The sequence below is a fragment of the Streptomyces sp. NPDC002328 genome, from assembly GCF_042890065.1.
GTDB lineage: Bacteria > Actinomycetota > Actinomycetes > Streptomycetales > Streptomycetaceae > Streptomyces.
The window spans coordinates 1-24533 of the sequence record NZ_JBIARQ010000039.1; the positions used below are offsets into that span (position 1 = coordinate 1).

At 71.9% G+C, this 24533-nt stretch carries 19 protein-coding genes and 1 pseudogene; 10 read left to right on the forward strand and 10 right to left on the reverse strand.

The genetic code is table 11. The annotated features are described in order from the left end of the window. Positions 1-138 precede the first annotated feature (138 nt). From ACFYX4_RS40510 to ACFYX4_RS40530, 5 genes are read right to left on the reverse strand one after another with little or no spacing between them, the layout of a single operon-like run. Complete coding sequence (locus tag ACFYX4_RS40510; protein ID WP_389344919.1) at positions 139-1449, reverse strand: DUF58 domain-containing protein; 1311 nt, start codon at positions 1447-1449, stop codon at positions 139-141. After that, positions 1449-2438, reverse strand: a complete 990-nt coding sequence (locus tag ACFYX4_RS40515) for an AAA family ATPase (protein WP_389344921.1) — start codon at positions 2436-2438, stop codon at positions 1449-1451. The genes ACFYX4_RS40510 and ACFYX4_RS40515 overlap by 1 nt, the downstream gene beginning before the upstream one ends. After that, entirely contained in the window at positions 2438-3634 is a 1197-nt protein-coding gene (locus ACFYX4_RS40520) for a DUF4350 domain-containing protein (RefSeq protein ID WP_389344923.1), read from the reverse strand. The genes ACFYX4_RS40515 and ACFYX4_RS40520 overlap by 1 nt, the downstream gene beginning before the upstream one ends. Continuing rightward, positions 3631-4473 (reverse strand): DUF4129 domain-containing protein, encoded by an 843-nt coding sequence (locus ACFYX4_RS40525; protein WP_389344925.1) that lies wholly within the window; start codon positions 4471-4473, stop codon positions 3631-3633. The genes ACFYX4_RS40520 and ACFYX4_RS40525 overlap by 4 nt, the downstream gene beginning before the upstream one ends. Before the next feature lie 4 nt (positions 4474-4477). Beyond that, complete coding sequence (locus tag ACFYX4_RS40530) at positions 4478-5875, reverse strand: glycerophosphoryl diester phosphodiesterase membrane domain-containing protein (RefSeq protein ID WP_389344927.1); 1398 nt, start codon at positions 5873-5875, stop codon at positions 4478-4480. 140 nt (positions 5876-6015) lie between these two features. Between ACFYX4_RS40530 and mtnA the strand changes: the two genes are divergently transcribed. The 4 genes from mtnA to ACFYX4_RS40550 all read left to right on the forward strand — a co-directional run bounded on the left by mtnA (position 6016) and on the right by ACFYX4_RS40550 (position 12244). Beyond that, positions 6016-7158 (forward strand): S-methyl-5-thioribose-1-phosphate isomerase, encoded by a 1143-nt coding sequence (mtnA, locus tag ACFYX4_RS40535; protein WP_389344929.1) that lies wholly within the window; start codon positions 6016-6018, stop codon positions 7156-7158. Between the two features lie 248 nt (positions 7159-7406). Beyond that, positions 7407-8096, forward strand: coding sequence for a two-component system response regulator MtrA (gene mtrA / locus ACFYX4_RS40540; RefSeq protein ID WP_355939974.1), 690 nt, complete (start codon positions 7407-7409; stop codon positions 8094-8096). Between the two features lies 1 nt (position 8097). Then, positions 8098-10416: an MtrAB system histidine kinase MtrB gene (gene mtrB / locus ACFYX4_RS40545; protein ID WP_389344932.1), complete on the forward strand. Its 2319-nt coding sequence runs from the start codon at positions 8098-8100 to the stop codon at positions 10414-10416. Next, positions 10406-12244 carry an LpqB family beta-propeller domain-containing protein gene (locus ACFYX4_RS40550; protein ID WP_389344934.1) on the forward strand — a complete coding sequence of 613 codons (1839 nt, stop codon included), beginning with the start codon at positions 10406-10408 and terminating at the stop codon, positions 12242-12244. Before mtrB ends, ACFYX4_RS40550 begins: the two co-directional genes overlap by 11 nt. Before the next feature lie 205 nt (positions 12245-12449). On the opposite strand, the gene ACFYX4_RS40555 is transcribed toward ACFYX4_RS40550, so the two are convergent. Next, a complete protein-coding gene (locus ACFYX4_RS40555; protein WP_389344936.1) occupies positions 12450-12782 on the reverse strand; it encodes an antibiotic biosynthesis monooxygenase family protein in 333 nt (110 codons plus the stop codon). Between the two features lie 165 nt (positions 12783-12947). Here ACFYX4_RS40555 and ACFYX4_RS40560 point away from each other — a divergent pair. From ACFYX4_RS40560 to ACFYX4_RS40570, 3 genes and pseudogenes are all read left to right on the forward strand, one after another. Continuing rightward, positions 12948-13760 (forward strand): annotated as a pseudogene (locus tag ACFYX4_RS40560) (ComF family protein); the annotation flags it as partial. 705 nt (positions 13761-14465) lie between these two features. After that, positions 14466-15158 carry a ribosome hibernation-promoting factor, HPF/YfiA family gene (gene hpf, locus ACFYX4_RS40565; protein ID WP_389344938.1) on the forward strand — a complete coding sequence of 231 codons (693 nt, stop codon included), beginning with the start codon at positions 14466-14468 and terminating at the stop codon, positions 15156-15158. A 204-nt stretch (positions 15159-15362) separates the two neighbouring features. Further along, complete coding sequence (locus tag ACFYX4_RS40570) at positions 15363-16109, forward strand: response regulator (RefSeq protein ID WP_389344940.1); 747 nt, start codon at positions 15363-15365, stop codon at positions 16107-16109. Positions 16110-16165: 56 nt separating this feature from the next. Here the strand turns inward: ACFYX4_RS40570 and ACFYX4_RS40575 are convergent, their stop codons facing one another. Beyond that, positions 16166-17338 carry a winged helix-turn-helix domain-containing protein gene (locus ACFYX4_RS40575; protein ID WP_389344942.1) on the reverse strand — a complete coding sequence of 391 codons (1173 nt, stop codon included), beginning with the start codon at positions 17336-17338 and terminating at the stop codon, positions 16166-16168. Positions 17339-17422: 84 nt separating this feature from the next. Next, positions 17423-18013, reverse strand: a complete 591-nt coding sequence (locus ACFYX4_RS40580; RefSeq protein ID WP_389344944.1) for a GNAT family N-acetyltransferase — start codon at positions 18011-18013, stop codon at positions 17423-17425. Between the two features lie 282 nt (positions 18014-18295). Between ACFYX4_RS40580 and secA the strand changes: the two genes are divergently transcribed. Next, positions 18296-21139, forward strand: a complete 2844-nt coding sequence (gene secA, locus ACFYX4_RS40585; RefSeq protein ID WP_389344947.1) for a preprotein translocase subunit SecA — start codon at positions 18296-18298, stop codon at positions 21137-21139. A 112-nt stretch (positions 21140-21251) separates the two neighbouring features. On the opposite strand, the gene ACFYX4_RS40590 is transcribed toward secA, so the two are convergent. Next, complete coding sequence (locus ACFYX4_RS40590; protein WP_389344949.1) at positions 21252-21980, reverse strand: Rv3235 family protein; 729 nt, start codon at positions 21978-21980, stop codon at positions 21252-21254. Positions 21981-22321: 341 nt separating this feature from the next. On the opposite strand from ACFYX4_RS40590, the gene ACFYX4_RS40595 reads away from it, so the two are divergent. Next, the gene (locus ACFYX4_RS40595) at positions 22322-22867 is read left to right on the forward strand and encodes a DUF6912 family protein (protein WP_389344951.1); all 546 of its coding nucleotides are present in this window, start codon (positions 22322-22324) and stop codon (positions 22865-22867) included. 30 nt (positions 22868-22897) lie between these two features. Beyond that, entirely contained in the window at positions 22898-23560 is a 663-nt protein-coding gene (locus tag ACFYX4_RS40600; protein WP_389344953.1) for an HAD family hydrolase, read from the forward strand. Positions 23561-23750: 190 nt separating this feature from the next. Here ACFYX4_RS40600 and ACFYX4_RS40605 read toward each other — a convergent pair. Next, a partial coding sequence (locus tag ACFYX4_RS40605; RefSeq protein ID WP_389344955.1) for an ABC transporter permease occupies positions 23751-24533 on the reverse strand: 783 nt, incomplete at its 5' end.

Sequence of the window (24533 nt, forward strand, 5' to 3'; positions counted from 1 at the left end):
GGTACTGCAGGGGGGACCCTGTGGGAGAGTAGGACGCCGCCGAACAAATTTTGAGAGAACCCCGCATCTTCGGATGCGGGGTTTTCTGCGTTTTACGGCCGTAAAAGCGGGCCCGTACCGCCCGCCCCTCGCCGGCGCTCAGAGGCGTCCCGCGGTTTTCAGAGCGAGGTAGGCGTCCGCCAGCGCCGGTGCCAGTTCCTCCGGTGTCGCGTCGACGACCGTGACTCCGTGGCGGCGGAGTTGTTCGGAGGTGCGGTGCCGTTCGGCCTGGTGCTGGGCGGCGGCTGCGGCCTCGTACACCGTTTCCACAGTCCCGCGGGCTGTCGCCATGCCGGCGATGTGCGGGTCCGCGACGGAGGCCACCAGGACGGTGTGGCGCTGGGTGAGTTGTGGGAGGACGGGGAGGAGGCCCTCTTCGACGGGGGCGGCGTCGAGGGTCGTCAGCAGGACGACGAGGGAGCGGCGGGGGGCCGTGCGGAGGGCTGTGGCGGTGAGGCCGCGGGCGTCCGTCTCCGTGAGTTCCGGTTCGAGGGTGGCCATCGCGGCGACCAGGGAGGGGAGGAGGTCGCGGGCGGTGCGGCCCTGGACGAGGGCGCGTACGCGGCGGTCGTAGGCGAGGAGGTCGACGCGGTCGCCGGCGCGGGAGGCGAGGGCGGCCAGGAGGAGGGCCGCGTCCAGGGAGGCGTCGAGGCGGGGGGCGTCGCCGACGCGGGCCGCTGAGGTGCGGCCGGTGTCGAGGACCAGCAGGATGTGCCGGTCGCGTTCGGGGCGCCAGGTGCGGACGGCGACGTTCGTCTGCCGGGCGGTGGCGCGCCAGTCGATGGAGCGGGTGTCGTCGCCGGGGACGTAGGCGCGCAGGCTGTCGAATTCCGTGCCCTCGCCGCGGGTCAGGACGCTGGTGCGGCCGTCGAGTTCGCGCAGGCGGGCGAGTTTCGCGGGGAGGTGCTTGCGGCTGGTGAACGGGGGGAGGACCCGTACGGTCCAGGGGACCTTGTGGGTGCCTTGGCGGGTGAACAGGCCGAGGGGGCCGTAGGAGCGGACGGTGACGCGGTCGGCGTGGCGGTCGCCGCGGCGGGTGGGGCGCAGGCGGGTGGTGAGGCGGCGGCGTTCGCCTGCGGGGACGGTGAGGCGGTGGCGGGAGGCGGTGGTCTCCGTGCCGGGCTGCCAGCTGCTGGGGGGCCAGGCGTCGCGGAGGTGGGCGCGCAGGGTGCGGCGGGAGGGGTTGGTGAGGGTGAGGGTGATGTCGGCGGTGTCGCCGAGGCGTACGGAGGTGTCGCCGGAGCGGGTCAGAAGCAGTCGGCGCACGGGTGCGGCGAGGGCGTAGTCGCAGGCGCAAGCGAGGGCGAGGGAGGCGTTGACGGCGAGGATGCCCGTCCAGCCGGGGGCGAGGATGCCGACGGGCAGGGAGCCGAGGGCCGCGAGGAGGGCGGCGCGTCCGGTGGGCGCCATCAGCGGGGGACGGGGACGTGGGTGAGGATCGCGGTGATGACCGAGTCGGCGGTGACGCCTTCCATTTCGGCCTCCGGGCGGAGTTGGACGCGGTGGCGGAGCGTGGGCAGGGCGAGGGCTTTGACGTCGTCGGGGATGACGTAGTCGCGGCCGGTGAGCCAGGCCCAGGCGCGTGCGGTGGAGAGGAGGGCCGTCGCGCCGCGGGGGGAGACGCCGAGGGTGAGGGAGGGGGATTCGCGGGTGGCGCGGCAGACGTCGACGACGTAGGCGGTGATCTCGGGGGAGACGGTGGTCTTGGCGACGGCGGCGCGGGCGGCGTCCAGGTCGGCGGGGCCCGCGACGGGGCGTACGCCGGCGGCGTGCAGGTCGCGCGGGTTGAAGCCTTCGGCGTGGCGGGTGAGGACGGCGATCTCGTCCTGGCGGGTGGGGAGGGGGACGGTGAGTTTGAGGAGGAAGCGGTCCAGTTGCGCTTCGGGCAGGGGGTAGGTGCCCTCGTACTCGACGGGGTTCTGGGTGGCGGCGACGAGGAACGGCTCGGGGAGGAGGCGGGGGGTGCCGTCGACGGTGACCTGGCGTTCCTCCATCGCTTCGAGGAGGGACGACTGGGTTTTGGGCGGGGTGCGGTTGATCTCGTCGGCGAGGAGGAGGTTGGTGAAGACGGGGCCGGGCTGGAAGGAGAACTCGGCGGTGCGGGCGTCGTAGACGAGGGAGCCGGTGACGTCGCTCGGCATGAGGTCGGGGGTGAACTGGACGCGTTTGGTGTCGAGTTCGAGGGCGGAGGCGAGGGCGCGGACGAGGAGCGTCTTGGCGACTCCGGGGACTCCTTCGAGCAGGACGTGTCCCCGGCACAGGAGGGCGACGACGAGGCCGGTGACGGCGGGGTCCTGGCCGACCACGGCCTTGGCGATCTCGGCGCGCAGGGCTTCCAGGGAGGCTCGGGCGTCGCCCGGGGCCCCGGTGTTCCCGGCGTTGTCAGTGGTCGGGTCCATCATGGACGGCGTACCTCTCTTTCGAGGGCGTCGAGTCGGTCGGCTAGGCCGGTGAGGGCTGTGTCGTCGGCGGGTGGCGGGCCGAAGAGGAGGGTGTGCAGGGCCTGTCGGTCGCCGTGGAGGTGGGCGGACAGGGCGGGGACGAGCGCTTCGGGCGTGTGTGCCTGGGCGGTGGGGATGCCGACGAGAGGGGCGAGGCGGGTGCGGGTGGTGGAGCGAAGAGCGGTGGCGGCGCGGTCGCGTGCGTCGGCCTTGCGGTAGAGGCGGGCGCGGCCTTCGACGGTTTCGGAGGCGCGGATCGCGACGGGGAGTCGTTCGGGTACGAGGGGGCCCAGCCGGCGTGCCCGCCAGAAGGCGGCGAGGGCTGCGGCGACGAAGAGTTGCAGGGTGCCCCAGAGCCAGCCGGAGGGGAGCAGTTCGAAGAGGCTCTTGTCGTCCTGCGGTCCAGTGGCGGAGGTGTCGGAGAGCGAGGGGAGGTACCAGACCAGGTGGGGGCGGGAGCCGAGGAGTTGCAGGGCGAGGGAGGCGTTGCCGTGCTCGTCGAGGCGGTCGTTGTGGAGGATGTCGGGTGCGCCCAGGACGACGGTGTCGCCGTCGCCGGAGGGGGCGGGGATGCGCAGCAGGGTGGCGAGGCGGTTGCTGGGGTAGCACTTGTCGGCGTCGCGGTGGGTGGTGGTGTAGCGGATGCCGCCGGTGTCGGCGGTGCCGGCGCTGCGGGCGGCGGGCAGGGCGCACTGGGGGGAGAGGGTGGAGGTGCGGCTGGCGGCGAGGGCCGCTGTGACGCCGGGGGCGAGGGTGCGCACGGAGTGGCTGCCGGGGGCGATGAGGACGGTGCGGCCGGCGGAGTCGTCCATCGCCGTGTGCAGCTGGGCCTGTTGAGGTTCGGTCAGGAGGTCGGGGGCGGCGACGAGGAGGGTGGTGTCCGGGCCGGTGGCGGTGCGGGCCTCGGCGAGGGTGGTGACGACGCGGGTGGACACGCCGTGGTGGGCGAGGAGTTCGGCGACGGCGCGGCTGCCGTAGGGGTCGGGGGATCGGGGGTCGAGGGCGCCGTGCCGGGCGTCGGAGCGGAGCACGGCGAGGACGGCGGCCCCGGCGAGGAGGAGCACGCAGGCGAGGGCGATGCCTCGGCCGCGGGTCCACAGGTGGCGGGCGGTGGGGGAGGCCGAGGTGGGCGCGGGCGGGGCCTCGGTGGTCATCCGGCGGCTCCCCGGCGGTCGGGGTGGGCCGTGTTCGCGGCGCTGGTGTGGGCGAGTCGGGGCTTGCCCGCGGCCAGGTCGCGGTCGAGGGAGGTGAGGCGGTCGTACGTGTCCGCTGTCGCGGTGCGGCCGCCGTATGTGACGTCGTCGAAGTCGTGGGCGGCGGCGCGCAGTCGGTCGGTGTGGGCGGGCAGGGCGCGGCCGGCTTCGGCGGCGGCCTCGTCGGCGGTGCGGCCGGGGCGGACGTCGAGGAGGGCGCGTTCCTCCAGGGAGCGGACGACGGCCCGCATGCGTTCCTGGACGGCCTGGTTCCAGTGGCCTCGGGCGGCGTGTGCTTCGGCGGCGGCGCGGTGGTCGGCGGCGCTGCGGGGGCGGTCGTCGAACAGGGCGGGCGCGGAGGCGGTGGTGCGGCGTGGGGTGCCCAGGCGCCACCACAGGGCGGTCGCGACGGCGACGACGGCCAGGGCGATGACCAGCAGGCCGAGCGGGCCGCCCGGCGCGGCGGTGGAGGCCGCGCCGAACAGGCCGTCGATCCAGTCCCAGAGGGCGTTGAGGGCGCGCTCGAACAGGCTGGGGTCGTTCTCGTGGTACAGCTGCTTGGACAGCTCGCGCCGGGCTTCCTCGCGCGCGGGGTCGCGGGGGACGGTCACCGGCGGCTCGTCGCCCGAGCGGGCCCACGCCAGGGCAGGGTGGTCCGCGGCGCGCAGCAGGGCGTGCGCGGCCCGGTCGGCGGCGTGGGACAGGGGTGCCGCGGTCGGGTCGCCGTGCGTGATCGGCGTGGGTGCGCCGTGCGGTGGCGGTGCCGGGACCGCTGTGAGGACTCCCCCCGTCCCGTTCACCGCATCAGCTCCCCGGGGTCGCGCCGGCGGCGGGGCTGCCGTAGCCCTGGACGCCGGCGGCGCGGGCCAGGTCGAGGTCGAGGGCTTCGCGGCGGATGCGCTGGTCGATGTAGAGCAGGACGACGACGCCGGCGGTGAGCGGGAAGGTGACCAGCGAGCCGATCACGGAGCCGATGCCGGCGACGACGAGGTACGTCCAGCCGCGGCCGCCGCCGCCTTCGGCGAACGCCGTGATGCCGCCGTCGCTCAGGAGGGCGCCGAGGATGGCGAAGGGGACGGCGACGATCATCGCGATGACGGTCGCGATGATCAGGGAGAGGAGCTGGATGCCGAAGACCCGCCACCAGGAGCCGCGGACGAGCTTCGCGGAGCGGCTCAGTGCCTTGAGGACGCCCTGCTTCTCCAGCATCAGCGCCGGCGAGGCGAGGGAGAAGCGGAACCACAGCCACAGGGCGACGACGAAGGAGGCGAGCATGCCCAGGACGACGAGGGCGCCGCCTCCGGCGCCGCCGAGCAGGGCGCCCGGCAGGACGGCCACGGTGGTGATGCCGGCCACCATGAGCAGGAGCAGGAAGACCAGTCCGAACAGTTTCAGCAGCTGGGGGCGGGCGTCGCGCCAGGCCTCCCCGGCGGTGACGGGCTTGCCGAGGACGGCCCGGCTGGTGACCGCCGTCAGCAGGGCGGTCGCGATGATCGTGCCGATCAGCGCGACCAGGCCGACGACGCCGGAGTTGACCATGACGTCGCCCATGGCGTCGGTCTTCTCGTCGATGGTGGCGCTCGGGTCGGAGAGGACGGCTGAGCTGTCCGTGGTGTCGGCCAGGACCAGGCCCTGGAGCAGGACGACGGCGATCTCGATGACGACGGCGACGGCGAGGGAGATGCCGAGGACCGTGCGCCAGTAGGTGCGCATGGTGGTGACCGCGCCGTCGAGGATCTCGCCCACGCCGAGCGGACGCAGCGGAATCACGCCGGGCTTGGCCGCGGGCGGGGGACCGCCCCAGCCGGCGTTCCAGCCGCCGGGAGCGCCGTAGGGGTGAGGAGCGCCGTAGCCGGGGTGCCCGTGGCCGGGGTGCCCGTGTCCGGGGCCGCCGTGCCCTGCGGGGCCCGCGGGGCCGCCGCCCCAGCCGGTGGGGCCGCCGGGCGGCTGGGCGCCCCAGCCGGGGCCGGGCGGCGGGGGCGGAGGGGGCTGCGCCGGGTTCTGCGGGCCTGTGGGCGCGGACCACTGGGAAGGCGGCGGCTGCTCCTTCGACCACTTCGTGCCGGGGGCCTGCGCGGAGGTCTCGTCCGCCGGCTGCGTGCCGCCGGGTCGGTCGGTGGGCTCCGCGGGCGTGGACGCCCCGGGCTCCTGTCCGTCGGACGGGGCGGATCCGGGCGAGGCCCAGCCCGGAGTGTCGTTCATCGTCGCTCCTTCTCGGTGCCCGTCCGCGGGCGCGGCGGCAGGTTGGCAGCCATCGTGCCATGGGGTGGTTCTCGGGTGTCCGGCCGCGGTCGGGGCTGTGTGCCTTCAATTGTCCGCCCCATAACGGGCAGACTGACGGCATGGCTGATCAGTACGCGCAATCCGGCGAGGACAAGCGGCTCACCGACACGCCCGCCATCCGCTGGGAGGAACCACCCGAAGGCCCCGTGCTGGTGCTCCTCGACCAGACGAGACTGCCTGCCGAGGAGGTCGAGCTGGTCTGTACGGACGCGTCCGCGCTGGTGGAGGCGATCCGCTCGCTCGCCGTGCGCGGGGCGCCGCTGCTCGGGATCGCCGGGGCGTACGGTGTCGCGCTCGCCGCGACGCGCGGCTTCGACGTGGACGAGGCCGCCAACGCGCTGGCGAGCGCCCGGCCCACCGCGGTGAACCTGTCCGTCGGCGTGGACCGGGCCCGCACCGCCTACCGGGCGGAACTCGCCGCCGGCGGCGACCCCGAGCAGGGCGCCCGGGCGGCGCTGGCCGCCGCCCGGCAGCTGCACCGGGAGGACGCCGAGGCCAGCGCCCGGATGGCCGAGCACGGGCTGGCGCTCCTCGACGAGCTGCTGCCCGGCGGCGGGCACCGCGTCCTCACGCACTGCAACACCGGTGCGCTGGTGTCCGGCGGGGAGGGCACGGCGTTCGCCGTGGCGCTCGCCGCGCACCGGGCGGGGCGGCTGCGGCGGCTGTGGGTGGACGAGACGCGTCCGCTGCTCCAGGGCGCCCGCCTCACGGCGTACGAGGCGGCCCGCCACGGCATGGGGTACACCCTGCTCACGGACAACGCGGCGGGCTCCCTGTTCGCGGCCGGGGAGGTCGACGCGGTGCTGATCGGGGCAGATCGCATCACCGCCGACGGGTCGGTGGCGAACAAGGTGGGCAGCTATCCGCTCGCCGTGCTCGCGCGCTACCACCACGTGCCGTTCATCGTGGTGGCGCCGGTGACGACGGTGGACCCGGACACCCCGGACGGTGCGTCGATCGAGGTGGAACAGCGCCCGGGCTACGAGGTCACCGAGGTCACCGCCCCCCAGGTGCAGGTCACGGGGGCGGGCGGCGGGATCGCCATCGCCCCTCTGGGCACCCAGGCGTACAACCCGGCGTTCGACGTGACCCCGCCCGAGCTGGTGACGGCGATCGTCACGGAGGAGGGCGTGGTGTCACCGGTGACGGCGGGAGCCCTGGAGGAACTGTGCGCGCGGGCGCGGCAGGGGCGGACGGGCTGAGGGGGCGGCGGTAGCGCGGGCTCGAGAGGCGCGGGAGCACGCGCTGAGGGAGATGCCGGCGTTCTCGGACGCCGGAATCCGGCCCCGCGCTGAGCGGGAGGCCCACGAAACACGACGACTCGTGGGCCTGCCGCCCCCCGAGCGACGGGCGTGCGACGGGTGGGGCAGACAGTGACGGTTCGGTGCGGCTATGGTCACTGGCCGGTGACCCTGCTCACCTGCGCCACCTTCACTGTTATGAGAATGGGATGATGTCGTTTATGAAGGGACGAGTCCTTGTCGTCGACGACGACAGCGCACTGGCCGAGATGCTCGGCATCGTGTTGCGCGGTGAAGGTTTTGAGCCGTCTTTCGTAGCCGACGGCGACAAGGCGCTGGCTGCGTTCCGTGAGGCGAAGCCCGATCTGGTGCTGTTGGACCTGATGCTGCCCGGCCGGGACGGCATCGAGGTCTGCCGGCTGATCAGGGCCGAGTCCGGAGTGCCGATCGTGATGCTCACGGCCAAGAGCGACACCGTGGACGTCGTCGTGGGACTGGAGTCCGGCGCCGACGACTACATCGTGAAGCCGTTCAAGCCGAAGGAGCTCGTGGCCCGCATCCGGGCGCGCCTGCGGAGGTCGGAGGAGCCCGCGCCGGAGCAGCTCGCCATCGGCGACCTCGTCATCGACGTGGCCGGTCACTCCGTCAAGCGGGACGGGCAGTCCATCGCGCTGACGCCGCTGGAGTTCGACCTGCTGGTCGCGCTCGCCCGCAAGCCGTGGCAGGTGTTCACCCGCGAAGTGCTGCTCGAACAGGTGTGGGGCTACCGGCACGCCGCCGACACCCGCCTGGTCAACGTGCACGTCCAGCGGCTGCGCTCCAAGGTCGAGAAGGACCCCGAGCGGCCGGAGATCGTGGTGACCGTCCGTGGCGTCGGTTACAAGGCCGGACCGAGCTGACATGTCCGGGGACAGTGCCGCTTCGGCCCCCGGCCGGTCCGGGGCCCGTCCACAGCGGCCTGTCGGCCGGAAGAAGACGGGTTCACGTTTCACACGCCTCCTCGACGGCGGACTGCTCCAGGGCGGTGTCCAGGGCAGCCCCGTCCTGCGGCTGCTGCTGCGCTGGGTGCGCCGCCCCCTGCTGCCCGTCATGCGGCTGTGGCGACGCAACATCCAGCTCAAGGTCGTCGCCACCACCCTGCTGATGTCGCTCGGCGTCGTCCTGCTGCTGGGCTTCGTCGTCATCGGACAGGTCCGCAACGGCCTCCTCGACGCCAAGGTCAAGGCCTCCCAGAGCCAGGCCACCGGCGGCTTCGCCGTGGCCAAGCAGAAGGCCGACGAAGCCGCCGGCGCGGCCGCCGACGACGGCACCGCCGTCGACGCGGCCGCCCCCCAGAACGTCATCGAATGGATGAGCGAGCTTGTGCTGTCGCTGTCCAGCGGCGGCCAGGGCGCCTTCGACGTGGTCACCCTGCCCCCCGGCGACGACAGCGGCGGCGGCCGCGGACCGCGCGCCTCCGGCTACGTCGACCCCAACAAGAGCGTCCCCGAGAACCTCCGCGTCCGCGTCAACAGCAGCACCGGCGCCGTCCAGAGCTACTCGCGCATCATCTACCTCAACGGCAAGACCTCCCAGCCCGCCCTCGTCATCGGCAAACAGGTCAACGACCCCAACGGCGACCCCTACGAGCTGTACTACCTCTTCCCCCTCACCCAGGAGGAGAAGTCCCTCAGCCTCGTCAAGGGCACCCTCGCCACCGCCGGGCTCTTCGTCGTCGTCCTCCTCGGAGCCATCGCCTGGCTCGTCGTACGGCAGGTCGTCACACCCGTGCGCATGGCGGCGGGCATCGCCGAACGGCTCTCCGCCGGACGCCTCCAGGAACGCATGAAGGTCACCGGCGAGGACGACATCGCCCGCCTCGGCGAAGCCTTCAACAAGATGGCGCAGAACCTCCAGCTGAAGATCAACCAGCTCGAGGACCTGTCACGCATGCAGCGGCGCTTCGTCTCCGACGTCTCGCACGAACTGCGCACCCCGCTCACCACCGTGCGGATGGCCGCCGACGTCATCCACGAGGCGCGGGAGGACTTCGACCCGATCACCGCGCGGTCCGCGGAACTCCTCGCCGACCAGCTCGACCGCTTCGAGTCGCTCCTCGCCGACCTGCTCGAGATCAGCCGCTTCGACGCCGGCGCCGCCGCCCTCGAAGCCGAACCGATCGACCTCAGGGACGTCGTGCGCCGCGTCGTCAGCGGTGCCGCGCCGCTCGCCGACCGCAAGGGCACGCACATACGCGTCCTCGGCGACCAGCAGCCCGTCGTCGCCGAAGCCGACGCACGCCGCGTGGAGCGCGTCCTGCGCAACCTCGTCGTCAACGCCGTGGAGCACGGCGAGGGCAAGGACGTCGTCGTCAAGCTCGCCTCCGCGGGCGGCGCCGTCGCCGTCGCCGTCCGCGACTACGGCGTCGGACTCAAGCCCGGCGAGGCCACACGCGTCTTCAGCCGCTTCTGGCGGGCCGACCCGGCACGCGCGCGCACCACGGGCGGCACGGGACTCGGACTGTCCATCGCCCTCGAGGACGCCCGGCTGCACGGCGGCTGGCTCCAGGCCTGGGGCGAACCGGGCGGCGGCTCACAGTTCCGCCTGACGCTCCCCAGGACCGCCGACGAGCCCCTGCGCGGCTCCCCCATACCGCTGGAACCGAAGGACTCCCGCCGGAACCGCGGACTCGACGACGCCGGCCTGCCGCGCGGCGGAGGCCAGAAGAGCGCCACCGTCCCCGTGCAGCCCGCCGACGAACAGCGGTCCGCCGCACACGCCCCGCTCGCACCCCGGCTCACCACCGCCACCCCCACGGCCGACCCGACGGCCCTCCCCGGCAACGGCGCACGCGTGGTGCCCCGGCCCGCCGCGGGCAACCGCCGACAGGAGGATCCGCCGACGGGGGCGACGGGGGCGACGGGCGCGACGGGATCGGCGGGTGCCGGGTCGACGGCTATGGGTTCGGCCGACATGGGTTCGGCCGGCACGGGTTCGGCTGACACCGGGGGGACGCTCGGTGGCGGCCGGGCGGACGGAGCGGCGTCCCGGGAGGATGCGGCGAACGGTCGGACGGGTGCGGCGGCGAACGGCCGGACGGGTGCGGCGGCCAACGGCCGGACTTCCGACGCCGGCCGGACGACCGACACCGATCAGGCCGACGACAGGGCCGACGGGGCTGCGGCCGGCGCGGCAGCCAAGGGCTCGGACGAGCGAGGAGAGACATTCCGTGGGCGCTGACCACGACGGGGGCCGCCGGCGTACGCCGCCGCTGCTGCGCACGACCGCGTACGCCGCCTGCGGTGTCGTACTGCTGGCCGGATGCGCCTCCATGCCCGACCGCGGCGACCTGAGCGACGTGGAGTCCACACCGCGCCAGGAGACCCAGGTACGGGTGTTCGCGATGCCGCCCCGCGACGACGCGCCGCCCGCCGAGATCGTCCAGGGCTTCCTCGAAGCGCTCACCAGCGACGACCCGCGCTTCTCGACGGCCCGCCAGTACCTCACCCCTGGCGCCGCCCGGAAATGGGAACCCGAGCAGTCCACCACCGTCCTCGCCGACGGACCGGACAGCCAGGCGGGCCAGTCCGGCGGCAGGGAGGAAAGCGACGACTTCACCTTCACCCTGACCGGCACCAAAGTCGCCAGCATCGACGCGCAGCAGTCGTACTCGCCGGCCGCCGGCGACTACAGCCAGACCGTGCACCTCACCCGTGACAAGAAGACCCGGCAGTGGCGCATCGACGCGCTCCCCTCGGGCGTTGTCATGGGCAAGTCGGACTTCCAGCGCAACTACATGTCCGTCAACAAGTACTACTTCGCCTCCCACACCACGTCCGCCGGCTCCGGACAGCCCATGGCCGTCGCCGACCCCGTCTTCGTACGGGAACGCGTCGACCCCATGACCCAGATGGTGCGCTCCGTCCTCGACGGGCCCACCAGCTGGCTGCGGCCCGTCGTCAGATCCAGCTTCCCCACCGGCACCGCCCTCGCCCGGGGCGTCACCGCGCTCACCCCCGACGACCAGAACCGACTCACCGTGCCGCTGAACGACAAGGCCGCCCGCATCGGCCACGGCAAGTGCGACGAGATGGCCGCACAACTGCTGTTCAGCCTCCAGAGCCTCGCCCCCACCGTCGACGAGATCGAACTGCGCGCCGGCGGCACGCAGCTCTGCTCGCTCACCGACGAACGCGCCACCGCCGTCGCCGAACGCGGCGCGGAGACCCACGCCGCCTACCTGTACTTCATCGACGGCCGGCACCGCCTCGTCAGGATGAGCAGCACCGGCGGCAACAGCGCGAAGGCCGACACCGTGCCCGGACCGCTCGGCGACGGCAGCACGGCGTTCCGCACCATGGCCGTCGCCCGCGACGAGCACTCCGCCGCCGGGGTCGCCCTCGACGGCAAGAGCCTCTACGTCACCTCCACGGTCGCCAGCGGCTCCCTCGGCGAGCCCGTGCTCACCAGCAAGGGCAAGACCGAGAACGACCGGCTGACGACGCCCAGCTGGGACGGCCAGGGCGACCTGTGGATCGCCGACCGCGACCCCGCCGACCCCCGCCTGCTCCTGCTGGAGAAGGGCGGCGGCGAGCCCCTGGAGGTCCTCGCCCCCGGGCTCGACGGGCGGATCAAGTCCGTACGGGTCGCCGCCGACGGCGTGCGGATCGCGCTCGTCGTGGAGAAGGGCGGCAAGCAGTCCCTGCTCATCGGGCGCATCGAACGCGACAAGAGCGGCGAGAAGCCCACCGTGTCCGTCCAGGAGCTGCGCTCCGCCACACCCGACCTGGAGCAGGTCACGGCTGTCACCTGGGCCGGGGACAGCCGGCTCGTCGTCGTCGGACGTGAGGCCGGAGGCGTGGAACAGGCGCAGTACGTGCAGTGCGACGGCTCCATCCCCGAGACCGGGACCCTGCCCGGCCTCACCGAGGTGAAGAGCATCGCCGCGAGCGAGGACAGCGACGCCCCGCTCTTCGCCACTTCCAAGGACGGACTGCTGTGGCTGCCCGGCGGGAGCGGGTGGCGCACCTTGAAGGAGACCGCTTCGGTGGCGCTCTATCCGGGGTGAGCCGGGGTGATCCGGGGTGGGCCGGGCCGGGTTGAGACGGGGTGGGCCGGGCCGGGTTGAGACGGGGTGGGCCGGGCCGGGTTGAGACGGGGTGGGCCGGGCCGGGGTGAGACGGGGTGGGCCGGGGTGAGCCTGCGTGGCCGATGCGGCCCACAGGGGCCGCACGGCTCACTTGCCCGGCGTCGGCCGGCTGAGGGGCTCTCCCTCAGCTGCGGCTGTAGGCGTAGGCCCGCTCCACGCGTGCGACTTCCACGCTGTAGGAGGAGTACCAGCGTTCCCGTCCGAGCCGCTGTGCCTGGAGATGCTCGGGGTGGGCCTTCCACGCCGCTATCGATGCCTCGTCCGCGTAGTAGATGACGACGAGGTCCCGGCCGTCCTTGTCCGTCATGGACTCACGTCCGAGATAGCCGGGCTGTATCTCCCCGAGTTCGGCCATGCGCTCGCTCATCGCCGCGTAGCCCTCCAGATCCGCGGCCGGACTCGAGGTGATGATCACTGCGTAGTACGGCGGTTCCGGGCGGACGAACGAGGTGGTCATGCGGAAAGCCCTCCGTCAGTAAGGAGCGTATTCCGCCAAGGCTACTGACGTGATTCTTTGACGGCCACCACGTTATGTGAACGCGCGCTCGATATGCCGTCTGCCGCTTTCCGGCAGTTATCCACAGGGGTGGCCGACTTGCCCCACCCTTGGCACCCTGAACCCGTGGACAGCGTTCGCCAATGGTGGCAAGAACTCGCCGGGCTGATCCTGCCGGCCGCATGCGCGGGCTGCGGACGGACCCGCGCGGTGCTCTGCCCCGAGTGCCGCGACGCACTCACCGGAACCGCACCGCGCCGGGTGCGGCCGGAACCGGCACCGCCCGGGCTGCCCGCCGTGCACGCGGCGGCCCGGTACGCGGACGAGGTACGGGCGGTGCTGCTCGCCCACAAGGAACGCGGCGCGCTGGCACTGGCGCGACCGCTGGGGGCGGCGTTGGCGGGGGCGGTGTGGGTGGGGTTGGGGGAGGAGGGGGTGGGGGAGGGGGCCCCTCCCCCAGGGGAAGTGCTGCTCGTTCCGGTCCCCTCCGCGCCGCGTGCCGTGCGGGCTCGTGGTCATGATCCCGCCCGTCGTATCGCCCTCGCCGCCGCGGCCGAGCTGCGGCGGGCGGGGATGCCGGTGCGGGTGGCGGCGGTGTTGCGTCAGCGGCGGGCGGTGGCCGACCAGGCGGGTCTCAACTCCCGTCAGCGGATGGAGAACCTGGACGGCGCGCTGGCCGTGGTGCCCGGTGGGGCGCGGGTGTTGCGCGCAGGTCCGGTGGTGCTGGTCGACGACCTCATCACGACGGGCGCGTCCCTCGCGGAGGCGGCGCGCGCCGTACGGGCGGCTGTGGCGGCGGAGCGGGTCGACGGGTCGGCGGCGTGCGGTCGTGGGCCGGCGGAGAGGGGCGACGGAGCGGCTGGGCACGCCCACAGGGCGGTTGCCCGGGACGACGGAGCGACCGGGCGCGCCGAAAGCACAGCCGGCCGGTACGGCGGAGCGGCCGGGCGGTTCGACTCGACAGGCGAGTGGGCCGACAGGACGGCACGGCGGGGCCACGCAAGGACGGCCGGGCGACGCGACACAACGGCAAGGCCGGTCGCCGGGACGGCCTGGCGTGGCGACGCCACGCACGATCGGGACGACCCCACGGCCGAGCCGCTCGGCAGGACAGCGTGGCCAGATTCCGGCGCCCTCGCATCGGCGCGGCGTGAGGACAGTACGAGGTCGGTGTATGTGGGTCTCTCCCGGGAACGCAGTGGGATACGACCTTCGGCACCCCCGCGGGAGGGAGGTGTGGCCCGGGGGTCGTGGGGAGCGGGCGGTGACCTGCTGTTCGCCGCGGTGGTCGCGGCGTCGCCTGACTCCGTGGAAATAAACCGGAACTGAGTGAGAACTTGCGTCGTTGCAGGTAATGAGAGAGCTAATTCACCTGAACGGAGGTACGCGGTAGTAGAGGGTGACGACATCCGTCCGGGCGAGATATGTTCGGTTGTGAGGGAAAGCCGCAGGCCACACCTCTCGAAACCGAATGCCGTGCTGCGGTTCTCGGTATTGACCCGTAGCACCTGGGGTGGAGATCTCGCCCATGGGGGAGGAGGAGGTGGAAGTCACCGAGTCCGAGGTTCCGGTGCTCACCGGAGCTTGGTGCAAAAGGGAGATGCTCCGCCGTTGATGCGGAGCGATCCGGGAACGGAGTTCTGCGTGGACATCGTCGTCAAGGGCCGCAAGACCGAGGTGCCCGAGCGGTTCCGCAAGCACGTGGCCGAGAAGCTGAAGCTGGAGAAGATCCAGAAGCTCGACGGCAAGGTGATCAGCCTCGACGTCGAGGTGTCCAAGGAGCCCAACCCCCGACAGGCAGACCGGTGCGAGCGAGTGGAGATCACGCTCCGCTCCCGTGGTCCGGTGATCCGGGCGGAGGCAGCGGCCAGCGACCCCTACGCGGCACTCGATCTGGCGGCGGAGAAGCTGGACGCCCAGCTGCGCAAGCAGCACGACAAGCGCTACACGCGACGCGGCGCACGCCGACTCACGGCAGCGGAGGTCCCTGACCACGTCCCGGGCGTCGCGACCCTGAACGGCAACGGTCACCCGGTCTCGGCCGAGGAGTCGGACCGTGTGCCCACGAAGAAGATCGGATCTCTCGAGGTGCAGGGCGACGGCCCCCTCGTGGTCCGCGAGAAGACGCACGTGGCCGCCCCGATGACGCTCGACCAGGCCCTCTACGAGATGGAACTGGTCGGACACGACTTCTACCTCTTTGTCGACTCCGAGACGAAGGAGCCCAGTGTCGTCTACCGGCGGCACGCCTACGACTACGGCGTCATCCACCTCAGCACCGACACGATGGTCACGCAGGAGCATTCGCCCGAGGCGGGCGGCGCGCTGGGCGGCTGACCCGGCTCGGTGACGGTTGAGGGGTGCCCCTGGAGCGCGTGTGCGCCCCCAGGGGCACCCGTGTGCGACCCCTCGGGACGTCTCTCTGTCACCGCGTTGTCGTCCGGGCATGGAATCATGGCGGACAACGGCTCAACCGTTGGGCCGGTGCCTTGCGTTGGCGATGGCAAAGGACCACGGCCACAGCCTTCTGGGGGAGGAACGATGGCGGACAGCTTCGGACCGATGCGTGACGGGGGTGCCGACGAGGGCGTCGTCGGCATGGGCCCGGACGCGGGCACTCCACGCAAGGAGCCGATCAGAGTCCTGGTCGTCGACGACCACGCCCTGTTCCGCCGCGGTCTGGAGATCGTGCTCGCGGCCGAGGAGGACATCCAGGTCGTGGGTGAGGCGGGCGACGGCGCGGAGGCCGTGGACAAGGCCTCCGATCTGCTGCCGGACATCGTGCTGATGGATGTGCGGATGCCCAAGCGCGGTGGCATCGAGGCGTGCACGTCCATCAAGGAGGTGGCCCCCAGCGCGAAGATCATCATGTTGACGATCAGCGATGAGGAGGCCGATCTCTATGACGCGATCAAGGCGGGTGCGACGGGATATCTCCTGAAGGAGATCTCCACGGACGAGGTCGCCACCGCCATTCGCGCGGTGGCCGACGGGCAGTCGCAGATCAGTCCCTCGATGGCGTCGAAACTGCTCACCGAGTTCAAGTCGATGATCCAGCGGACCGACGAGCGCCGGCTCGTTCCCGCGCCGCGGCTGACGGACCGTGAGTTGGAAGTGCTCAAGCTGGTCGCCACGGGGATGAACAACCGGGACATCGCCAAGGAGTTGTTCATCTCCGAGAACACCGTGAAGAACCACGTGCGCAACATTCTGGAGAAGCTGCAGCTGCACTCCCGGATGGAGGCCGTGGTGTACGCGATGCGGGAGAAGATCCTCGAGATCCGGTGACCCCCCGTGGGTCCTGACCGGTGACCGGTGACCGGCTACCGGTGACCGGCCCGTGGTCAGGACAGGGCTCGGGTGAGTTCTCTGGTCAGGGGTTCGCGCAGTTCCGGGGCGTCCACGCGTTCCACGCGTACGTCCGTGCAGCCGACCCAGCTCGCGGCTTCGACGAGGGCCTGCGCGACGCCCTGGACCGCCTTCGGGCCGTCCAGGGTGATCTGCTTGGCGACCAGGGTGCGGCCTTCGCGGGCCGGGTCCACGCGGCCGACGAGACGGCCGCCGGCCAGGACGGGCATCGCGAAGTAGCCGTGGATCCGCTTCGGCTTGGGGACGTAGGCCTCCAGGCGGTGGGCGAAGCCGAAGATCCGCTCGGTGCGGGCCCGTTCCCAGACGAGGGAGTCGAACGGCGACAGCAGCGTGGTGCGGTGACGGCCGCGCGGGACGGTCTCCAGGGCCGCCGGGTCGGCCCAGGCGGGCTTGGACCAGCCCGCGACCGTGACGGGGACCAGGCCGGAGTCGGCGATCACCGCGTCGACCTGGTCGCCCTTGAGGCGGTGGTAGTCGGCGATGTCCGCGCGCGTGCCGACGCCGAGGGACTGGCCGGCCAGGCGGACCAGGCGGCGCAGGCACTCGGTGTCGTCGAGCTCGTCGTGCAGGAGGTCGGCGGGGACGGCGCGTTCGGCGAGGTCGTAGACGCGTTTCCAGCCGCGGCGTTCCACGCAGACGACTTCGCCGTACATGAGGGCGCGTTCCACGGCGACCTTGGTGCCGGACCAGTCCCACCACTCGCTGGTCTTCTTCGCGCCGCCCAACTCGGTGGCGGTGAGGGGGCCTTCGGTGCGGAGTTGCTTGATGACCTGGTCGTAGACGCCCTCGGGGAGGTGGTGGCCCCAGTGGGGGCGGTTGCGGTAGGTGCGGCGGCGGAACGCGAAGTGGGGCCATTCCTCGATGGGGAGGATGCAGGCGGCGTGGGACCAGTACTCGAAGGCGTGCGTGTCCTTCCAGTAGGCGTTCTCGACGGTGGTGCGGCCCACGGCTCCCAGGCGGGCGTAGGGGATGAGTTCGTGGGAGCGGGCGAGGACGGAGATGGTGTCGAGCTGGACGGCTCCGAGGTGACGCAGGACGCCGCGTACGCCTGCCCGGCGGTCGGGCGTGCCGAGGAAGCCCTGGGCGCGTAGGGCGATGCGGCGGGCTTCGTCCGCGGTGAGTTCGGCGGTGGGCGGCGGAGTGGTCATGGTGCGCACGATAGGGGGTGGGTCTGACAGTGGGGTGTGACCTGCGGGGATCGGGGCGGGGCCCTGGGGGCGCCCCCGTCGCCCCTACCCGTCCCGTGCCGGCCGGCCTGCCGGCGCCGGCAGGTACGGGGCCGTCGACGGCAGGCCCAGGTCGGACGGGAGCAGGGATGCCAGCCAGCAGTCTCTGCGGACTCCCTTGTTGTCGATCGCGGAGCGCAGGGTGCCTTCCAGGGTGAAGCCGGCGTGTTCGGCGACGGTCAGGGAGGCGGTGTTGCCCACTTCGGCGCGCCATTCGACGCGGTCCACGCCCGCGTGGGTGAAGGCCCAGTGGGCGGCGGTGCGGGCGGCCTCGGTGGTGTAGCCGCGGCCTCGGTGTTCCTTGGCGGCCCAGAAGCCGATCTCGGCGGTGCCCGGGGAGCGCATGGTGAGGCTGAGCATGCCGGTGAGGGCGCCGTCGGGGAGGAAGACGCCGAAGGTGAACATGGAGCGGGTGGTCCAGCCTTCGGGGGCGAGGTGTCCGGTGAAGTCGCGGGCGTGTTCGGGGAGGTAGGGGGAGGGGATGGTGGTCCAGCGCTGGATGTCGGGGTCCTGGGCGGCGGCGTGGACCGCGTCGGTGTCCTGGGGGCCGACCGGGCGCAGGACGAGGCGGTCGGTGGTGAGGGTGACGGGCTCCATCGGGCGATTCTGCGTGGGGGTGCGGGTGGGGCGCCAGGTGTGCGGCGGGGGGTGAGCGGGCGATCACGTTTCGCGCAATTCGTTCGGTGGATGCGGCACCATCGGCGGGGCCCGGCCGTTGTCCCTTTTGAAGAAGAATGTGGGGCGCGTGCGCTCCCGTGTGCGGTCCGCGTCACGGCAGGCCTCCCGGCGTGGTGGGGTCCTCGCATACGATGGCCGTTGCTCAGTGAGTCTTATGGAAACCGACCGTCCCAGGCCCGACCGGCAAGGAGACCAACCCCCGTGTCCGTCCTCTCGAAGATCATGCGTGCAGGCGAAGGCAAGATCCTGCGCAAGCTGCACCGCATCGCGGACCAGGTCAACTCCATCGAAGAGGACTTCGTCGACCTCTCCGACGCCGAGCTGCGGGCCCTCACCGATGAGTACAAGCAGCGGTACGCCGACGGCGAGAGCCTCGACGACCTGCTGCCGGAGGCGTTCGCCACGGTGCGTGAGGCGGCCAAGCGTGTGCTCGGCCAGCGGCATTACGACGTGCAGCTGATGGGCGGCGCGGCGCTGCACATGGGCTATGTGGCCGAGATGAAGACCGGTGAGGGCAAGACCCTGGTGGGCACGCTGCCCGCTTATCTGAACGCGTTGTCCGGCAAGGGCGTGCACCTGATCACGGTGAACGACTATCTGGCCGAGCGTGACTCGGAGATGATGGGCCGCGTCCACAAGTTCCTGGGTCTGGACGTCGGCTGCATCCTGGCCAACATGACGCCGTCCCAGCGGCGTGAGCAGTACGCGTGCGACATCACGTACGGCACGAACAACGAGTTCGGGTTCGACTACCTGCGCGACAACATGGCGTGGTCGCAGGACGAGCTGGTTCAGCGGGGTCACAACTTCGCCATCGTCGACGAGGTCGACTCGATCCTGGTCGACGAGGCGCGTACGCCGCTGATCATCTCGGGTCCGGCGGACCAGGCCACCAAGTGGTACGGCGACTTCGCCAAGCTGGTGACGCGTCTGAAGCGGGGCGAGGCCGGCAACACGCTCAAGGGCATCGAGGAGACCGGCGACTACGAGGTCGACGAGAAGAAGCGCACGGTCGCCATTCACGAGGCCGGTGTCAGCAAGGTCGAGGACTGGCTGGGCATCGACAACCTCTACGAGTCGGTGAACACGCCTCTGGTGGGCTACCTGAACAACGCCATCAAGGCGAAGGAGCTCTTCAAGAAGGACAAGGACTACGTCGTCATGGACGGCGAGGTCATGATCGTCGACGAGCACACCGGTCGTATCCTCGCCGGCCGCCGCTACAACGAGGGCATGCACCAGGCGATCGAGGCGAAGGAAGGGGTGGACATCAAGGACGAGAACCAGACGCTCGCCACGATCACCCTTCAGAACTTCTTCCGCCTCTACAAGCGTCATGACCACGAGGGCAAGGAACAGCCCGGTCTGTCCGGCATGACCGGTACGGCGATGACCGAGGCCGCCGAGTTCCACCAGATCTACAAGCTCGGTGTGGTGCCGATTCCGACGAACCGGCCGATGGTCCGCAAGGACCAGTCGGATCTGATCTACCGCACCGAGGTCGCGAAGTTCGAGGCGGTCGTCGACGACATCGCCGAGAAGCACGAGAAGGGTCAGCCGATCCTGGTCGGCACGACGTCGGTCGAGAAGTCGGAGTACCTGTCGCAGCAGCTGTCCAAGCGGGGTGTCCAGCATGAGGTGCTGAACGCCAAGCACCATGAGCGTGAGGCGACGATCGTCGCGCAGGCCGGCCGCAAGGGCGCTGTGACGGTGGCGACGAACATGGCCGGTCGTGGTACGGACATCAAGCTGGGCGGCAACCCGGAGGACCTGGCCGAGGCGGAGCTGCGTCAGCGCGGTCTCGACCCGGAGGAGCACATCGAGGAGTGGGCTCACGCGCTGCCCGCGGCGCTGGAGAAGGCGCAGCAGGCCGTGAAGGCCGAGAAGGACGAGGTCGAGGAGCTCGGCGGGCTGTACGTGCTGGGCACCGAGCGGCACGAGTCGCGTCGTATCGACAACCAGCTGCGCGGTCGTTCCGGCCGTCAGGGCGACCCGGGCGAGTCGCGGTTCTACCTGTCTCTCGGTGACGATCTGATGCGGCTGTTCAAGGCGCAGATGGTCGAGCGTGTGATGTCGATGGCGAACGTGCCGGACGACGTGCCGATCGAGAACAAGATGGTCACGCGCGCGATCGCGTCGGCCCAGTCGCAGGTCGAGCAGCAGAACTTCGAGACGCGTAAGAACGTCCTGAAGTACGACGAGGTCCTCAACCGGCAGCGTGAGGTCATCTACGGCGAGCGGCGTCGTGTGCTGGAGGGCGAGGACCTGCATGAGCAGATCCAGCACTTCATGGACGACACGATCGACGCGTACATCACCGCGGAGACCGCCGAGGGCTTCGCGGAGGACTGGGACCTGGACCGGCTGTGGGGCGCGTTCAAGCAGCTGTACCCCGTGAAGGTCACCGTCGACGAGCTGGAGGAGGCGGCCGGTGACCGGGCGGGTCTGACGGCCGAGTTCATCTCCGAGTCCATCAAGGACGACATCCACGAGCAGTACGAGGCGCGTGAGGCGCAGCTCGGCTCCGAGATCATGCGTGAGCTGGAGCGCCGGGTCGTGCTGTCGGTGCTGGACCGCAAGTGGCGTGAGCACCTGTACGAGATGGACTACCTCCAGGAGGGCATCGGTCTGCGCGCGATGGCGCAGAAGGACCCGCTGGTGGAGTACCAGCGTGAGGGCTTCGACATGTTCACCGCGATGATGGACGGCATCAAGGAGGAGTCCGTCGGCTATCTGTTCAACCTGGAGGTCCAGGTGGAGCAGCAGGTCGAGGAGGTTCCGGTCGAGGACGCGGCGCTGGTCGACATGGAGAAGCAGGACGTGGTGCCGGCGCAGTCGACCGGGCGTCCGGAGATCCGCGCCAAGGGGCTGGACGCTCCGCAGCGGCGGAACCTGCACTTCTCCGCGCCGACCGTGGACGGTGAGGGCGGCACGATCGAGGGCGACTTCGACAGTGACGGTGAGCCGGTGCGTTCGGAGGCCGACGGTCTCACGCGCGCGGAGCGGCGCAAGCAGGCGAAGGCCGGGCGGCGTCGTAAGAAGTAGTCGCCGGACGGTTCGCGGGATTTGAGGGCCGGGTCACCCGAGGGTGGCCCGGCCCTTCGCCGTCCTCGGGGCGGGGTCGGAGGGGGCAGGGGGGCGGCGGCGGTGGGGTGGGTCAGTCGTCCGTGGGGCGGCGCCTGCGGGGGCCGCCGAGTTCGACCGCCGTGCAGCGCCAGCGGTGGTCGGGGCCGAGTTCCAGGCGGAAGGCCATCGCGCGGAGCCGGTCGCCCGCTCCGATGCGGGCGAAGGCCTCGATGGCGCCGGGGCGGGGGACGTAGTAGCCGATGTCGCGGACGACCGGGCTGACGCCGTGCGGGAAGCGCAGGGGGCCGTTCTCGGCGAGGTGGGCGAGGTCGTCGTAGGCGTGGCCGACGGTGTGGCGGAGCATGCAGTGCACGGGGCGCCGGCCGCTGAGGACGGCGAGGAGCCGGTCGGCGAAGAGGTCGGTGGGGCGGGGCTGGGGCGGGGCGAGGGGCCTGCGCGGGGTCTGGGCGGGGACGGTGGCCTCATCCGGGCCGGGCGCGGCGGCAGTTCCGGGTGCGGCGGTGGTGCTGCCGGGCGCGGCGGCAGTGCTGCCCGGTGCGGGGGTGGGGGCCGTGCGGGCGGTGGGCGACGTGGTGCGTCGTCCGGGGCTCGGGGCGGTTGCCGGGCGGTTGTCGGCGGGGCCGGTGCGGGTGGGGCGGGAGGCGTCGGGGGAGCCCGGTGGGCGTCCGCCGCCGGGCGTCGTGCGGGGTGTGCCGCCGCTCGGGGTGCGGGGCGGGGCGCCGGCCGGGCGGCGGGTGTCGTGGCGGCCCGGAGGGCGGGCGCCGGGGGTGCGCTGTGCCCTCGTCATGACCTTGTTCATGGGTGTCCCCGTTCGACGGGCCCGGGTTCGACTCCGCATACCGGGCGGTAACTTTCTGTTGCGGTTCTTCTACTGGCTGTGACGGCGGACGGCAAGGAACCCGAGGGGCGTGGCGAGGGACGGGGAGATTCACTTATCAGGGTGACGCGGGGAGGGAAAACGCCTGGCAGGCGGGTTGTCGGGGGTGAATTCCGGGGCGTGGGGTGGACGTTTCGGCAGGCGTGGGCGGGGACTCGAAAGGGGACTGCCGCACGTATCCTGAAGGCCCTCCGGGTGGTGCGGCGGCCCGTCCCGCCCCGGGGCGCCGACCGGAGTATCCGACCAGGAAAGAGCGGCCTGCCATGCGCGTGTACGTCCCCCTGACCCTCCCCGCTCTCGCCGAGGCGCACAAGGCGGGGGAGCTGGGGTCCGGGCCGCTCCTCGCGTACGCCGTCACGCCCGCGCTGCGCGAGTGGTACGTCTCCGACGACGTCGAGGAGCTGGAGTACGCGGCTCTCGGCCGGGCGGCGCTCGCCTCGCTGCGGCTGCTGGCGGCGGAGCCGGCCGCCCCGCGCCGGCGTGTCGTGGTCGCCGTGGACGTCCCCGACGGCGCGACCGCGTCCGACCCCGCCTACGACCGGGCCGCCGGGGCCGATGCCGACCAGGGGGACGACCCGACGGCGCTCGGCCGGGTGCGGGTCTCGGTCGTGGTGCCGCTGGCCAAGGTGGCCTCGGTGCACGTCGACGCCGAGGACGCGGAGGCGGACGTGGCCGCCGGCGCGCGGGCGCTGGCCGCGGCGGACGGCGGGGACGACGACGCGCAGCACGCGGTGGACGGGGCCGAGGACCACGAGCTGCTGTGGTTCGCCACGCAGGAGATCCCCAACCTGGTCGGCTCCGGGTCTTGATAGTCGGTGGCGGCGGGTACGTTTGCCGATATGGGGAAAAGAGCGGCGCACATCGTCTGGGACTGGAACGGCACGCTGTTCCACGACAATGACGCGATCATCGGGGCGACGAACGCGGCGTTCGTCGAGTTGGGGCTGGAGCCGATCACGCTGGAGCGGTACCGGGCGCTGTACTGCGTGCCGGTGCCGAAGTTCTACGAGCGGCTGTTGGGCAGGCTGCCCACGGACGCCGAGTGGGAGGTCATGGACGAGGTCTTCCACCGCTACTACGCCGAGCACCGGGTGCGGTGCGGGCTCACCGAGGGGGCGGCGGAGCTGCTCGCCGGGTGGCGGTCGGCGGGGCGCAGCCAGTCGCTGCTGAGCATGTACGTGCACGATGAGCTGGTCCCGCTGGTGAGGGGTTTCGGGATCGAGCCGCACTTCGTACGGGTGGACGGGCGGACCGGGCCGTCCGGGGGCAGCAAGGCGCAGCACATGGTGCGGCATCTCGAAGCGCTGGCCGCGGTCGAGCCGGAGCGCACGGTGGTGATCGGGGACGCCGCCGATGACGCGGTGGCCGCGCTGCACGTGGGGGCGCGGGCCGTGCTGTACACGGGCGGGTCGCACAGCCGGGCCAGCCTGGAGGTGGTGGGCGTGCCGGTGGTGGACTCGCTGGCGGAGGCGGTCGAGGTGGCGCAGGAACTGGCCGCGTGACGGGCCGGGAGCAGGCCGCGTGACGGGCCGGGAGCCGGCCGAGTGAGGGTCTGAGAACGCGAAACGGGGCGGCGTACGCCGGCGCGGTGCCGGGATACGCCGCCCTCGGGCGGTGCGGGTCGTGCGGGGTGCGGCGGTACGAGGTGCGGGTCGTGCGGGGTGCGGGTGGTTTCCCGCGTGGTCATGGCGGTTACTTCGGGTCGCTGTTGAACTTCGAGGCCGACCAGAAGTAGCCGAGCGCCGCGAGACCCACGCACCAGGCCACCGCGAGCCACCCGTTGTGGCCGATCTCGGTGCCGAGGAGCAGTCCGCGCAGGGTCTCGATGGCCGGGGTGAAGGGCTGGTACTCGGCGATGGGCTGGAACCAGCCCGGCATGGCGTCGACCGGCACGAAGGCGCTGGAGATGAGCGGCAGGAAGATCAGCGGCATCGCGTTGTTGCTGGCGGCCTCGGCGTTCGGGCTGACCAGGCCCATGCCGACCGCGATCCAGGTGAGGGCCAGGGCGAAGAGCACGAGCAGTCCGAACGCGGCCAGCCATTCCAGGGCGGTGGCGTCGGTGGGGCGGAAGCCGATGGCGACGCCGACGGCGCCCACGAGGATCACGCTGACGACCGACTGGAGCACGCTGCCGATGACGTGTCCGACGAGCACCGAGCCGCGGTGGATCGCCATGGTGCGGAAGCGGGCGATGATGCCCTCGTTCATGTCCATGGCGACGGACACCGCGGTGCCGATCGTGGTGCTGCCGATGGTCATCAGCAGCAGGCCCGGCACGAGGTAGGCGATGTAGGCGGAGCGGTCCCCGCCGCCGATGCCCGCGCTCATGGTGTCGCCGAAGATGTAGACGAAGAGGAGCAGCAGCATGATCGGGGTGAGGAGGAGGTTCAGGGTGAGGGAGGGGTAGCGGCGCGCGTGCAGGAGGTTGCGGCGCAGCATGGTGGCGGAGTCGCGGACGGCGAGGGAGAGGCGGGT

Bases quoted from the DNA above. Each gene is read 5' to 3' on its own strand.
- ACFYX4_RS40510 (WP_389344919.1), bottom strand. From the start codon at position 1,449: ATGGCGCCCACCGGACGCGCCGCCCTCCTCGCGGCCCTCGGCTCCCTG.
- ACFYX4_RS40555 (WP_389344936.1), bottom strand. From the start codon at position 12,782: ATGACCACCTCGTTCGTCCGCCCGGAACCGCCGTACTACGCAGTGATC.
- ACFYX4_RS40600 (WP_389344953.1), top strand. From the start codon at position 22,898: ATGGGGAAAAGAGCGGCGCACATCGTCTGGGACTGGAACGGCACGCTG.
- ACFYX4_RS40595 (WP_389344951.1), top strand. From the start codon at position 22,322: ATGCGCGTGTACGTCCCCCTGACCCTCCCCGCTCTCGCCGAGGCGCAC.
- mtnA (WP_389344929.1), top strand. From the start codon at position 6,016: ATGGCTGATCAGTACGCGCAATCCGGCGAGGACAAGCGGCTCACCGAC.
- ACFYX4_RS40515 (WP_389344921.1), bottom strand. From the start codon at position 2,438: ATGGACCCGACCACTGACAACGCCGGGAACACCGGGGCCCCGGGCGAC.
- ACFYX4_RS40570 (WP_389344940.1), top strand. From the start codon at position 15,363: ATGGCGGACAGCTTCGGACCGATGCGTGACGGGGGTGCCGACGAGGGC.
- mtrA (WP_355939974.1), top strand. From the start codon at position 7,407: ATGATGTCGTTTATGAAGGGACGAGTCCTTGTCGTCGACGACGACAGC.
- ACFYX4_RS40590 (WP_389344949.1), bottom strand. From the start codon at position 21,980: ATGAACAAGGTCATGACGAGGGCACAGCGCACCCCCGGCGCCCGCCCT.
- ACFYX4_RS40580 (WP_389344944.1), bottom strand. From the start codon at position 18,013: ATGGAGCCCGTCACCCTCACCACCGACCGCCTCGTCCTGCGCCCGGTC.
- ACFYX4_RS40575 (WP_389344942.1), bottom strand. From the start codon at position 17,338: ATGACCACTCCGCCGCCCACCGCCGAACTCACCGCGGACGAAGCCCGC.
- ACFYX4_RS40530 (WP_389344927.1), bottom strand. From the start codon at position 5,875: ATGAACGACACTCCGGGCTGGGCCTCGCCCGGATCCGCCCCGTCCGAC.
- mtrB (WP_389344932.1), top strand. From the start codon at position 8,098: ATGTCCGGGGACAGTGCCGCTTCGGCCCCCGGCCGGTCCGGGGCCCGT.
- ACFYX4_RS40520 (WP_389344923.1), bottom strand. From the start codon at position 3,634: ATGACCACCGAGGCCCCGCCCGCGCCCACCTCGGCCTCCCCCACCGCC.